Annotated in this window: 11 protein-coding genes; 8 read left to right on the top strand and 3 right to left on the bottom strand. The window is 66.5% G+C overall.

The window, feature by feature from the left end; translation table 11 throughout:
• The first annotated feature begins 82 nt into the window (after positions 1–82).
• The 4 genes from QTI45_RS17145 to QTI45_RS17130 are packed head-to-tail and all read left to right on the top strand — an operon-like array spanning position 83 to position 4,380.
• Positions 83–718 (top strand): hypothetical protein, encoded by a 636-nt coding sequence (locus QTI45_RS17145; protein ID WP_286655272.1) that lies wholly within the window; start codon positions 83–85, stop codon positions 716–718.
• Positions 718–1,923, top strand: a complete 1,206-nt coding sequence (locus QTI45_RS17140; protein ID WP_286655271.1) for an efflux RND transporter periplasmic adaptor subunit — start codon at positions 718–720, stop codon at positions 1,921–1,923. The genes QTI45_RS17145 and QTI45_RS17140 overlap by 1 nt, the downstream gene beginning before the upstream one ends.
• Positions 1,923–3,908, top strand: a complete 1,986-nt coding sequence (locus QTI45_RS17135) for an ABC transporter permease (protein WP_286655270.1) — start codon at positions 1,923–1,925, stop codon at positions 3,906–3,908. Before QTI45_RS17140 ends, QTI45_RS17135 begins: the two co-directional genes overlap by 1 nt.
• Entirely contained in the window at positions 3,895–4,380 is a 486-nt protein-coding gene (locus QTI45_RS17130; protein ID WP_286655269.1) for a Fur family transcriptional regulator, read from the top strand. Before QTI45_RS17135 ends, QTI45_RS17130 begins: the two co-directional genes overlap by 14 nt.
• Positions 4,381–4,443: 63 nt before the next feature.
• Here QTI45_RS17130 and QTI45_RS17125 read toward each other — a convergent pair whose 3' ends face one another.
• From QTI45_RS17125 to QTI45_RS17115, 3 genes are all read right to left on the bottom strand, one after another.
• The gene (locus tag QTI45_RS17125) at positions 4,444–5,670 is read right to left on the bottom strand and encodes a porin (RefSeq protein WP_286655487.1); all 1,227 of its coding nucleotides are present in this window, start codon (positions 5,668–5,670) and stop codon (positions 4,444–4,446) included.
• 114 nt (positions 5,671–5,784) lie between these two features.
• The gene (locus tag QTI45_RS17120) at positions 5,785–6,825 is read right to left on the bottom strand and encodes an AraC family transcriptional regulator (RefSeq protein ID WP_286655486.1); all 1,041 of its coding nucleotides are present in this window, start codon (positions 6,823–6,825) and stop codon (positions 5,785–5,787) included.
• A 55-nt stretch (positions 6,826–6,880) separates the two neighbouring features.
• Positions 6,881–7,852, bottom strand: coding sequence for a quinone oxidoreductase family protein (locus QTI45_RS17115; RefSeq protein ID WP_286655268.1), 972 nt, complete (start codon positions 7,850–7,852; stop codon positions 6,881–6,883).
• Positions 7,853–8,044: 192 nt separating this feature from the next.
• On the opposite strand from QTI45_RS17115, the gene QTI45_RS17110 reads away from it, so the two are divergent.
• From QTI45_RS17110 to QTI45_RS17095, 4 genes are all read left to right on the top strand, one after another.
• A complete protein-coding gene (locus QTI45_RS17110; protein ID WP_286655267.1) occupies positions 8,045–9,016 on the top strand; it encodes a Bug family tripartite tricarboxylate transporter substrate binding protein in 972 nt (323 codons plus the stop codon).
• Between the two features lie 32 nt (positions 9,017–9,048).
• Entirely contained in the window at positions 9,049–9,891 is an 843-nt protein-coding gene (locus tag QTI45_RS17105) for a TauD/TfdA dioxygenase family protein (protein ID WP_286370355.1), read from the top strand.
• Between the two features lie 66 nt (positions 9,892–9,957).
• Positions 9,958–11,031 (top strand): beta-keto acid cleavage family enzyme, encoded by a 1,074-nt coding sequence (locus tag QTI45_RS17100; RefSeq protein ID WP_286655266.1) that lies wholly within the window; start codon positions 9,958–9,960, stop codon positions 11,029–11,031.
• A 43-nt stretch (positions 11,032–11,074) separates the two neighbouring features.
• Entirely contained in the window at positions 11,075–12,133 is a 1,059-nt protein-coding gene (locus QTI45_RS17095; RefSeq protein ID WP_286655265.1) for a beta-keto acid cleavage family enzyme, read from the top strand.
• The last annotated feature ends 210 nt before the right edge of the window (positions 12,134–12,343 follow it).

The following is a 12,343-nucleotide window of genomic DNA, read 5'->3' as shown; positions in this document are numbered from 1 at the left end:
CGGGACTCACGCGCCCATCGAGACGCCGCTCGCGGATTCCCCCCGTTCATTCCAACTCATCGTTCAAGAGAGACATCCCTCCATGCCTTCCTCACAGTTCCCACGCCTTCGCCCCCTCGCTGCGGTCGCCGCAGCTGCGCTCTTCGTTGCCGGCAATGTGCAGGCGGAATATCTCTGGCTTCAACGCGATGGCTCGGCCGCCACGACCGGGCGCTTCGGCGAAGTCGGAAAGGCGGCGCAACCGGTCGCCAGCCTCGCCGCCGTGCGTGCCTCGGGTGCCAGCGGCAAGGAGCTGCCGCTGACGGTCGAGACCGATCGGATCGTGTTCTCATCCGGCCACGACGGCGATCTGCGCCTGACCGCGAGCCTGAGCAAGGCGGCCGGCGTGCTGCACTACTACCAGGCGAAGTCCGGCCGCAGCGAGACCCGGGCGGTCAACGACCTCGAGCTGGTGCCGACCGAAGCCAACGGCAACAGCTTCAAGCTGATGTGGAAGGGCAAGCAGGTCGCTGCCTCGCAGGTCAACGTCGACACCTCCGACGGCTGGCAGCGCGTCCTCAAGCCGGCGGCCGACGGCACGGTCACGCTCGCCACGCCGTTTCCGGGCCTCTACGTGCTGGAAGTGACGGCCCGGGTGGACGGGGCCGCCACGATCGAAGGCAAGAAGTACGAGGACGTGCGCCACACCGCGACGCTCAGCTTCGAAGTGCCCCGCTGATGCTCCCGAAAAGCAGGGCCTCCCGACGCCGCGGCAGCCTCCTCGCCGTCGCGCTGCTGCTGCTGCTCGCCGCAGCCGCCGGCTTCGGCTCCTGGCACTCGCGCGCCGATTCGGCCTACGTGACGCAGCGGGTCGGCCGCGCTGACATCGAATCGACGGTGACCGCGATCGGCACGCTCCAGCCGCGGCGATACATCGACGTCGGCGCGCAAGTGTCGGGGCTGATCCTTAGCCTCCCGGTCGAGCCTGGCCGCACCGTCAAGCGCGGCGACCTGCTGGCCGAGATCGATCCGAGCGTGCAACGCGCCACCGTGGACGCCGGTCGCGCCGCATTGGCCGCATTGCGTGCCCAGCTCGACGACCAGCGATCTCAGCACGTGCTGGCTGAGCGCCAATTCTCGCGGCACAAGATCCTGGCCGCAGCGGGGGCTTCGCGGCTCGAAGAGATGCAGATCGCCGAAGCCGGCTTCAACTCCGCGGCGGCCAAGATCGCGAACCTGCAGGCGCAGATCGCACAGACCCAGGCGACCCAGCGGGCCGAAGAGGCGCGGCTGGGCTTCACGCGCATCTACGCACCGATGGACGGCACCGTGGTGTCCGTCGAAGCCCGCGAAGGCCAGACCCTGAACGCGACCTACCAGACGCCCCACATCCTGCGCATCGCCGACCTGGGCACGATGACGGTCTGGACCGAAGTCTCCGAAGCCGACGTGCGGCGGGTCAAGGCCGGCATGCCGGTCTACTTCACGACCCTGGGCAATGCCGACACCTCCCACCCGCGCCGCTGGGAGGCCCGCGTGCGCCAGGTCCTTCCCGCCCCACCCGGCAGCGACAGCGAGGCGGCCTCGAAGGCCGGCGCTGGCGGCGCCGCCAGCGCGGTCAAGGCGGTGGTCTACACGGTGCTCTTCGACGTCGACAACGCCGACGGCGAGCTCATGCCGAAGATGACGGCGCAGGTGGGCTTCGTGGCGGCAGAGGCCAAGGACGTGCTCGCCGTCCCACTGGCGGCCCTGGAGCCGGTCGCGGCCCGGCCCGGCGTCTTCGCCGCGCGCGTGCTGGACGGCGACGGCCGGGTGCAGGCGCGCGAACTGCGCATCGGCGTGCGCGATCGCCACCTGGCCGAAGTGATCGAAGGGCTGCGCGAAGGCGAGCAGATCGTCGTCGGCGAGAAGCCGCCCGCCGACAAGAGGTGGCTCCAGTGGTGATGCCGTCCCCGCGCCAGAGCGCCCCGCCGCTGATCGCCCTGCAGGATGTGCGCAAGCGCTACGGCGGCGAGGCGCAGGGCGATGGCCAGCAACCGGAAGTCGAGGTGCTGCACGGCATCGACCTGCGCATCGACGCCGGCGAGTTCGTCGCCATCGTCGGTGCGTCCGGCTCGGGCAAGTCGACGCTGATGCACATCCTGGGCGGCCTGGACACGGCGAGCGAAGGCAGCTACCACTTCGATGGCCACGATGTTGCGGCCTTCTCGGCCGACCAGCTGGCGTGGCTGCGGCGGGAGGCGTTCGGCTTCGTGTTCCAGGGCTATCACCTGATCCCCACCGAATCGGCGCGCGAGAACGTGGAGGTACCGGCCGTCTATGCCGGCGCGCCGCAAGGCGAACGCGCCTCCCGTGCCACGGCACTGCTCGAACGGCTGGGGCTGGAGGGCAAGATCGACCTGCGTCCGAACCAGTTGTCGGGTGGCCAGCAGCAGCGGGTTTCCATCGCACGCGCGCTGATGAACGGCGGCCGGATCATCCTGGCCGACGAACCGACGGGTGCGCTCGATTCGCAGAGCGGCGCCGAGGTCATGGCACTGCTTCACGAACTCGCCGACGCCGGCCACACCGTGATCCTCATCACCCACGACCGGGAGGTGGCGGCGCAGGCCCATCGGCTGATCGAGCTGCGCGACGGCCGCATCGTCCATGACAGCGGCGCCAGGAATGCGCTTGCGGCAGCGCGCGCCCTGCCCGCGCTCGATGTCGCCGAGGCGGGCCGCGATCGCGGCGCGAGCTTCGGCGGCAACCTGCGGGAAGCGCTTCGGACTGCCTTGCGAGGCATGCGGCTGAACCGGTCGCGCACCGGCCTGACGCTGCTGGGGATCGTGATCGGCGTCGCATCGGTCATCGTGATGTTGGCGATCGGCGAAGGCACGAAGCAGCGCGTGGTCGCGCAGATGGGCACGCTCGGAACGACCATCATGTACCTGGGTGCCCGGGGGCCTGCCAGCGGCGGTCCGCCGGGGCCGATCACGCCCGAGGACCTCGCGGCGATCGCGGAACTGCCCGCGATCGGCCACGTGATGCCGGTGATCGGCGACCCGATCACGGTTCGCTACGGCCGCGCCGACCGCGAGGTCTATGTCTTCGCCGCCAGCCAGGACATGCCGGCGGTGCATCACTGGAAGCTGGCGCTCGGCCGCTACTACAGCGACGCCGAGGACCGCGATCTTGCGCCGTTGGTCGTGCTCGGCCACAACGCCAGGGCGCATTTCTTCCCTGGCCGGATCAATCCGCTGGGACGCCAGCTGCTCATCGGAAATTCGCCCTTCGAGGTCATCGGGGTGATGGCCGAGCGCGGCAGCGATTCGGGAGCCGAGAGCTATGACGACATGGTCTTCATACCCTACCGGGCGGGGCGCGCGCGCGTCTACCAGGCGCAGACGCAGCCCGACTACACCGTGGTCACCGCTGCCTCGGTGGCGCAGGTTCGAAGTGCCGAAGCGGCCATGCGCACGCTGCTGCTCGCGCGCCATGGCCGCGAGGACTTCGCCATCAGCAACCCGGCCGCCAAGCTGCAGGCGGAGGCCGAAACGCGCAGCGCCATGACCATGATGCTGGGCCTGGTCGCTGCCGTGTCGCTGCTGGTCGGGGGCATCGGCGTCATGAACGTGATGCTGATGACGGTGCGCGAGCGAACGCGCGAGATCGGCATTCGCATGGCCACCGGCGCGCGCCATCGCGACATCCTGCGCCAGTTCCTGACGGAGGCCATGCTGGTGACCTGGGTGGGCGGGACGCTGGGGGTGCTGGCCGGACTGCTGATCGGGGCAGCCCTGATCGCCTGGGGCGTGCCGGTGATCTTCTCGGTCAGCGCGATGGCCGGCGCCTTCATGTGCGCGGTCGCGACCGGCCTGATCTTTGGCTACATGCCGGCGCGCACCGCCGCCCGGCTCGACCCGGTGGTTGCCCTTGCAGGCCAGTGAGGCATCGCGGCCATCCGCGCTGGCGCCGTCGGCCGAGCGGCTGCGCGCGGCCGGTCTCCGCCCGACGGCGGCGCGCGTCGGCGTGCTCGAGGTCATGGCGACGCACGGCGCGGCTTTCGCCACCGCAGCCGAACTCTGCCGGTGCCTGCTGCAGCGCGGCGCACGGGCGAGCGGCGGGACGATCTATCGCGCCATCCACGACCTGGAACTGCACGGCCTCCTGCTGCGTGTCCCGGACCGCTCGCGCAGGTCGCTCTACCGCCTGCGCGTTCACACGGACCCGCCCGGCACGCTTCAGGTCGTGTGCCATCGCACGGGACGCACCCTCACCATCGTGGAGCCGGCGCTGGCCGATCACCTGGCCTCCATCCTGCAGGAGATCGGGTTCGACGCCGCCGGCCAGACCCTGACCATCTGCCTGGATCCCGATCGGAACGCACCGGCGGTGCATGGCGACGGCCCTCGTTGGTGACCTTCGAAGGGTCGAGGCCTTCCCGCCCCGAACACGAGAACGTGCCGATCCACAGGGCTTTGATCAGAAGACGTGTCGAATGCCGAGGTCGTAGCCGGTCGACGAGTGCGGCGTCGGCACCGAGCCGTTGATCGCCCTTGTGAAGAAGGCGGGCCCGCCAACGGTCAGGTCGGCGCCATTCTTGTTGTCGATCCGGGCAGCCGTCGCGTAGAGAGCCGTACGCTTCGACAGGTTGTACACGTAGCCAAGGGCGAACTTCTCGGACTTCGGGTCCGGAGACAGCCCAGGAGCGATCTGGTTCGCGACCGTGACGTTGTTGTACTTCACCTGGGTAAAGACGGCGCGAATCAGGCCGGGTCCGACCGGTACGGTCAAGCCGACCAACGCGCCGTTGGCTCCCGGGCTCGTGAAGCCGAAGGCGTTCGCGACCGGCGGGATGCCCGAGAAGTCGGTCTTCAGCTTGTTGTTCGAATACTCGCCGAACAGCTTGAGGGCACCGAAGTCGTACGTGGCTGCGACGTTCCAGATGTCCAGGTTGGTCGTCGTGCCCTGGAAGAACTGGTCGCCGATGGTGCTTCGGCCCGCCGCCACTGCGACATCGAGGGGCCCCGACGCGTAGCCGAAGCGACCGCCGACGTAGCGGCCGGCGCGCTGGCTGTTCGGAACGTTCGGGGTCAGGACGCCCGGGTCGTACCTGGTTGCTTCATTGAAGGCGTACATGACCTGGCCATAGAAGCCGCGCAGGTCCGGCGGCAGGAAGTAGCCCACCGAGTTGGAGGCACGAATGTAGTTGGGGTTGGCCTGGAATCCGTTGGCCGCTTGTCCCGGGGTGTTGAAGCCGCTCGCGGTGGCGATCAGGTTGATGCCCACGCCATTGGAGGTGAACGGATCCGCCACGGCGTCGTTCCAGAACGTGGGCGTGTAGTCTCTGCCGAGGCGGATTTCACCCAGGATCCCTGACAGGCTGACGGTCGAACGACGGTTGAAGGCAAAGCCCCCGCCAGACGCCAGCCCTGAGCCGCTGTCGTTGAGTATCCCGGCTTCGAGCCAAAAGCTGGCAGCTGCACCGCCACCGAGATCCTCCGTGCCGCGGAAGCCCAGTCGGCTGCTGGCGTAGCCTCCGCTGTTCTGTACCGTGCTGCTGGTCGTGACGGCGATGCCGAGCGGCGTCTCGGCCTTGTTCGAGTAGCCGCTGACCGTGGCGTCGACGACCCCGAACACCGTGATGGAGGACTGTGCCGCAGCGCCACCGGCGGCGAGGACGGTCAAGGCGATCAGGGGTCTTCTCATGAGCGTCGCTCCGTTGTCTTCGTTGTCCAAGTTGTTGAAAAGTATCTGGTAGCTCAACCTTTCTCACTTGTCCTTCGGGGACACGAACTTTCCGAACTGGGACAACCCGACCGGTCACGACATCTCGTACTCTTTCGCCGCTGCCATGCCTGCCGCTTGCTTGATCCATTGCGAGGCGCTGCAGCCGAATTGACTCTGGAACCAATGACTGAAGCTGCTGGACCTGGAGAAGCCCAGCAGCTCGGCCACCTCGCTCAGCGGCAGATCGCTGTCGCGCAGATGGCGCTTGACCAGATCGGAGCGCACCTGGTCGAGCAGGCCGCTGAAGGTGAGATCCTCCGCAACCAGCCGCCGGTGCAGCGTGCGGCGATCGACGCCCAGGTGCCGGGCCACCTCCTGCGCGCTGCAGGCGCCACCCGGCAGCAGCGCGAGGATGAGCTGGCGACAGCTGTCATGCACGCTTTCACTTCGATCCCTGAGGGCGGCTTCCAGGTACTTGCGCGCGTAGCCCGCCGCCACCTGATCTCCCGGCTCGCGCGGCTTGGACAGGTCGATCGCCAGGCAGACCAGGCCGTTGAAATCCTGGTTGAACCTGACGCGCCGTCCGAAGAAGGCGCGATGGGCGGAAACGTCACTGGGCGGGCGATGCGTGAAGCAGACTTCCAGGGGGCGCCAATGCGGGCCGATCAAATCGCTCAGCATGCGAAACATGGTGCCCACGGCGAGTTCCACCGACTGTCGCATCGGCAGCCCGGGGCTTGGCATCAGTTCTTCCCGGATGACCACCATGCTCCCGGTGTCTTCGACATGGACAGTCAGCGAGGCATTGACCAGCTTCAGGTAGCGGCACAGCGTGTCGAGGGCGTCCCTCGGCGTGGCTTCCTCCCTCAGCACGAGGCTGATGGGCCCGAGGGCGGAGAGCTTGCGCTGCGCCGCGAGACGCAGCGCCAGATCTTCGGTCCGCGTGGCACGCGCGGTGATTTCCAGCAGTTCGCGCACGGCATCTCTCGGGATCAGCGTCTCGGGATCTTCGAGGACCTTCGGCTGCAGCCCCACGGTTCGCATGAAGGCATACGGGTCGCGACCGAGCGACTTCACCAACTCGACGTAACCGCTCAAGCTGGCGCTGCGCATGAGTCGTGCAATGTGTCTCATGGGACGGTGCTGGAGCGCCATTATCGTACCGACCTCGCGCCCGAACGCACGTTGCTCAGGGCACGAGGACGGTGGAGCCGATCGTCTTGCGTCCTTCGAGCGCGCGGTGTGCCTCGGCCGCATCGGCCAGGGCGAAGATTTGCTTCGGCTCGCTCGCGATGTGCCCGGCGAGCACATGGTCGAACAGCTCCCGCGCCATGTCGAGCATGTGCGCGCGTGGCTCGATGTAGTGCCTCATCGCCGGCCGCGTGACCCAGATGGAGCCCTTCGTGGCGAGCAGTTGCGAGTCGATCACCACCGGCCCCGACGACGTGCCGTTGCTCACCAGCGAGCCTCGCGGCTGCAGGCTGTCGAGCGAGGCCGTCAGCGTGTCCTTGCCCACCGAGTCGTAGACCACGGGCACGCCCTTGCCGTCGGTGATCTCGCGCACGCGTTTGGCGATGTTCTCGCGCGAGGTGACGATGGTGTAGGCGCAGCCGTTGGCCTTGGCGATCGCGGCCTTCTCGTCGGTGCTGACGGTGCCGATCATGGTCACGCCCATCGCACGCGCCCACTGGCAGGCGATGAGGCCGACGCCGCCGGCGGCCGCGTGGTACAGGATCGTCTCGCCGCCCTTGAGCGGGAAGACCTGGCGGAACAGGTACTGCGCCGTCATGCCCTTCATCATCAGCGTGGCCGCGGTGCGGTCGGAGACGCCGTCGGGCAGCGGGATCAGCACCTCGGCAGGCATCACGCGCGCTTCGGAGTACGCGCCCTGCGGGCCTATCAGGTAGCCCACGCGGTCGCCGACCTTGAGGTCCGTCACCCCGGCGCCGACCGCCTCGACCACGCCGACCGCGTCGGAGCCCAGTCCGTTGGGCAACGGCAGCGGATAGCGACCGGTGCGGAAGTAGATGTCGATGAAGTTGACCGCGATATAGGTGTGGCGCACGCGGGCCTGGCCGGTCCCGGGCTCGCCGACATCGACGTCTTCCAGCTTCAGGACTTCGGGTCCGCCGGTTTCATGAAAGCGAATGGCCTTGGTCATGGTTCGTGTCCTTGTAAATGCATGTGGAGACGCGATTCTTGGGGGACGGCTCCCGGACTGGAAGCGCGACGTCGGCAATGTCCCGTTTCGACAACTGCATGTCCCAGATAAGCAAGAAGCTGTTGCCCATGCGCCAGATACTGGACCCGCTGACAGATCGATCCGAAACGAACTGGAAATGGAGACACTGGAATGAAACTGCATCAGTTTGCGCGCCCTGCGATGGCGTTGATCACATGTTCGCTGGCGCTCAACGTCTGGGCCGCTTCCGGAGACAAGCCCCTGAGGGTGATCGTTCCGGCGCCGGCGGGCGGAACGATGGACACCGCCGCACGCGTCGTCGGACAACAGATCGCCGCGGACACCGGCCGGCCGGTGGTCGTCGAGAACCGCCCCGGGGCAACGGGCTCGATCGGGCTCAACGCCATGCTGCAGGCGGCACCGGACGGCAACACGATCCTGCTGGGCGCGAGCAACCTGCTGGTGGAAGCGCCGCAGGTGATGAAGGTACCGTACGACCCGCTGAAGGACATCGCCACCATCGCCAGGGTGGCAACGTCGAGCTACGTGCTCGTGACCGGTGCAAGCTACCCGGCCAAGGACTTCCAGGGTCTCATCGCGCAACTGAAATCGCGCAAGGGCAAGTCCAGCTTCGCCAGCTACGGCGTGGGGACGGTGTCGCAGTACTCGGGACTGATCCTCAGCAACCAGGCTGAACTGGACATGCAGCACGTCGGCTACGCCGGATCGCCGCCAGCGCTTCAGGACCTGATCGGCGGCCAGGTCGACATCATGTTCGATGGCGTGGTGACTTCGTTGCCCCTGATCAAGGGCGGCATGCTGCGTCCCTACGCGGTCTCCGGCAAGAGCCGCTCCAGGTACTTCCCGGACGTGCCGACCATGACCGAACTCGGCTACCGGGACATCCAGTTCCAGGGACAGGTCTGCTTCTACGGCTCCAGCAAGCTGCCGGCCGATGTCCTGGCGAAGCTCCAGGCCATCATCAAGAAGGCAGCCGATGCGCCCGCGGTGCAGCAGAAGCTGGTCGACGTGGGCGTGGAGCCCGACGTGAGCATCGATACGGCAGCGCTGCTGTCCGAGAACAAGTTGCTGTCACAGCGGAACGCCGCCATCGTCAAGAAGTTCAACATCCAGGCGAACTGACCCAGCGCCGCCATTCCTCCAGAGAGCAAGACATGAAGATCAAGCAAGTCACGCCGGCCATTGGCGCCGAAGTCAGCGAAATCCATCTCGGCGAAGCAGCGCGAAACCCCGAGCTCTTCGCACAGCTCAAGTCCGCCCTGCTCAAGCACAAGGTGCTCTTCTTTCGCAACCAGGACATCACGCGCGCCGACCACGTGGCCTTCGCGAGTTGCTTCGGCAAGCTGGAAGACCACCCCGTGGTCAACAGCGATCCCGAGCACCCCGGCCTGGTTCTCATCTACCGCAGCGACTCGAGGCACAGCTACGAGAACTCGTATCACTCCGACGGCCTGTGGCGCCAGAACCCCGCCATGGGCGCGGTGCTGCGCTGCATCGAATGCCCGGAGATCGGCGGCGACACCATCTGGGTCAACATGGTTCAGGCGTACGAGGAACTGCCGGAGGAGATCAAACAGAAGATCCTGAAGCTTCGCGCCAAGGCCAGCATCGAGCCTTCCTTCGGCGCCGTCATGCCGGATGAAGCGCGCAGGAAGCTGGATCGGGACAACCCGCCGGTCGAGCATCCGGTCGTGCGCACGCATCCCGAAACCGGCGAGAAGATCCTGTACGTAGGCGGCTTCACCACGCACTTCGTCAACTACAACACGCCGGAGAACATCCGCCACGGCATCGACAAGTTGCCGGGCGCATCGCTGCTGCTGAACTACCTGACGAGCCGGGCCACCATTCCCGAGTACCAGGTGCGCTGGTCCTGGCAGCCCGGGGACGTGGCCGTCTGGGACAACCGCAGCACGCAGCACTACGCAGTCAACGACTACTGGCCCGCGCCGCGAAAGATGGAGCGCGCCGGCATCGTGGGCGACGTTCCGTACTGAGTGCCTGAAGTCTCTTCATCCCGTTCGACATTCCCGACATCCCCTATCCACTCGGAGACCCATCCCATGAACTTCCTCGACGGCCACCTGTACCCCGAGAACCAGCAGCCCCTGATCATCACGGCCGCTCCCTATGCGCCGGGCTGGATTCCATCGGACTTTCCGGAAGACATCCCGGTCACGATGGAGGACCAGATCCAGAAGGCGGTGGACTGCTACGAAGCCGGCGCCACCGTGCTGCACCTGCACGTGCGCGAACTCGATGGCAAGGGCAGCAAGCGCCTGTCGAAGTTCAACGAGCTGATCGCCGGGGTGCGTGCGCGCGTGCCCGAGATGGTCATCCAGGTGGGCGGCTCCATCAGCTTCGCGCCCGAATCGGACGGCGCAGCAGCCAAGTGGCTGAGCGACGACACGCGCCACATGCTGGCCGAGCTCGATCCGAAGCCCGACCAGGTGACGGTGACAGTCAACACCTCGCAGATGAACGTGACGGAGCATGCGGGCCTGGACGACTTCAAGGGCGTGTCGCGCGGATTCCCGCACCTCTATGCAACCTACAAGGACATGGTCGTGCCCGCCAATCCCAGCTGGGTCGAGGAACACATCCGGCGCCTGACAGCCGCTGGAATCCAGAGCGAATTCCAGTGCTACAACATCAACAGCTTCGAAACGATCGAGCGAATGATCCGTCGCGGCATCTACAAGGGGCTACTGGTGATGAACTGGGTGGCCATCAGCGGCGGGATGGATCAGGCGAACATCTACAACCTGGCCAACATGCTGCGTGCCGTGCCCGACGGCGCGGTGGTCACGGTGGAAAGCTCGGTGCTCAATGTGCTGCCGGTGAACATGATCGGCATTGCCCTGGGCCTGCACGTGCGCTGCGGTATCGAGGACGTGCTCTGGAACCAGACCCGCACAGGAAAGGCGAGCTCCGTCGAGCAGATCAGGCAGCTGGTGCGCATCTCGGGCGAATTCGGCCGCCCCATCGCGACAGCGCAGCAGGCACGGGAGATCATGAAGATCGGGGTCTTCTACGACACCACGGAAGAGACGCTTCAGGCCAATGGCTTCGCGCCGAATCGCAACGGCGGCAACCAGGGGTTCCTGCGCAAGCCGGACAGCGAACTGGTGGCTTGACCGATCCTTCCGACATCCGCATTGCAACCTGAGACGAAACGACATGAACTTCCTCGACGGCCACCTGTTTCCCGAAAACCAGCAGCCCCTGATCATCACGGCCGCTCCTTACGCGCCGGGCTGGCTTCCGTCGGACTTCCCGGAAGAAATTCCGGTCACGATGGAGGACCAGATCCAGAAGGCGGTGGATTGCTACAACGCCGGCGCAACGGTGCTGCACCTGCACGTGCGCGAACTCGATGGCAAGGGCAGCAAGCGCCTGTCCAAGTTCAACGAGCTGATCGCCGGGGTGCGTGCACGCGTGCCCGAGATGATCATCCAGGTGGGCGGCTCCATCAGCTTCGCGCCAGAGTCCGAAGGCGCGGCCGCCAAGTGGCTGAGCGACGACACGCGCCACATGCTCGCCGAGCTCGATCCGAAACCGGACCAGGTGACGGTGACGGTCAACACCTCGCAGATGAACGTCACGGAGCACGCCGAGCTGGCAGACTTCAAGGGCACTTCGCGGGAGATCCCCGCCATCTTCGAGGCCTACAGGGAGATGACGGTGCCGGCACAGCCCGGTTGGGTCGAGGAGCACATCCGCCGCCTGACGGCCGCCGGCATCCAGAGCGCCTTCCAGTGCTACAACATCAACAGCTTCGAGTCGGTCGAGCGACTGATGCGCCGCGGTGTCTACAAGGGCCCGCTGGTGATGAACTGGGTGGCGATCAGCGGCGGCATGGATGCACCGAACATCTACAACCTCGCCAACTTCCTGCGCGCCGTTCCCGATGGCGCGGTGCTCACGGTGGAAAGCTCGGTCCGCAACGTCCTGCCCGTGAACATGATGGGCATCGCCATGGGCCTGCACGTGCGCTGCGGCACCGAGGACGTGCTCTGGAACCAGACGCGCACGGCCAAGATCGGCACCGTGGCGCAGATCGAGCAACTGGTGCAGATCTCGCGCCAGTTCGGCCGCCCCATCGCGACTGCCCAACAGGCGCGCGACATCTCGAGGATCGGTGTCTTCTACGACACGGCGGAAGAATCGCTGCTGGCGAATGGCTTCGCGCCCAATCGCAACGGGGCCAACCAGGGATTCCTGCGCAAGGCCGCGTGACTCCTCATCGAGGGCGTGTCGAACGCCCTGCGTCTGGAAGTACTCGGCCTGTCTTGCCCCATGCCGAACACCCCGTCAGCTTCATGATCCGCCGAGGCGGCGCCGAAATGAAGGCCCGGAAAACATGGCTCGGAACCAGCTACTGTGATCGCTCTTGAGGACGTCGCCTGCGTTCGCACCCGAGAAGATCTTCTGAATGGACGCCTTGGC

The sequence above is a fragment of the Variovorax saccharolyticus genome, from assembly GCF_030316765.1.
GTDB lineage: Bacteria > Pseudomonadota > Gammaproteobacteria > Burkholderiales > Burkholderiaceae_C > Variovorax > Variovorax saccharolyticus.
Note: the sequence above shows the minus strand (reverse complement) of the source record. Positions and strands in the feature narration are given on the sequence as shown.

Excerpts from the sequence above, each read along its gene's own strand:
- QTI45_RS17145 (WP_286655272.1), top strand. The coding sequence starts at position 83 with ATGCCTTCCTCACAGTTCCCACGCCTTCGCCCCCTCGCTGCGGTCGCC.
- QTI45_RS17140 (WP_286655271.1), top strand. The coding sequence starts at position 718 with ATGCTCCCGAAAAGCAGGGCCTCCCGACGCCGCGGCAGCCTCCTCGCC.
- QTI45_RS17135 (WP_286655270.1), top strand. The coding sequence starts at position 1,923 with ATGCCGTCCCCGCGCCAGAGCGCCCCGCCGCTGATCGCCCTGCAGGAT.
- QTI45_RS17125 (WP_286655487.1), bottom strand. The coding sequence starts at position 5,670 with ATGAGAAGACCCCTGATCGCCTTGACCGTCCTCGCCGCCGGTGGCGCT.
- QTI45_RS17120 (WP_286655486.1), bottom strand. The coding sequence starts at position 6,825 with ATGAGACACATTGCACGACTCATGCGCAGCGCCAGCTTGAGCGGTTAC.
- QTI45_RS17115 (WP_286655268.1), bottom strand. The coding sequence starts at position 7,852 with ATGACCAAGGCCATTCGCTTTCATGAAACCGGCGGACCCGAAGTCCTG.
- QTI45_RS17110 (WP_286655267.1), top strand. The coding sequence starts at position 8,045 with ATGAAACTGCATCAGTTTGCGCGCCCTGCGATGGCGTTGATCACATGT.
- QTI45_RS17105 (WP_286370355.1), top strand. The coding sequence starts at position 9,049 with ATGAAGATCAAGCAAGTCACGCCGGCCATTGGCGCCGAAGTCAGCGAA.
- QTI45_RS17100 (WP_286655266.1), top strand. The coding sequence starts at position 9,958 with ATGAACTTCCTCGACGGCCACCTGTACCCCGAGAACCAGCAGCCCCTG.
- QTI45_RS17095 (WP_286655265.1), top strand. The coding sequence starts at position 11,075 with ATGAACTTCCTCGACGGCCACCTGTTTCCCGAAAACCAGCAGCCCCTG.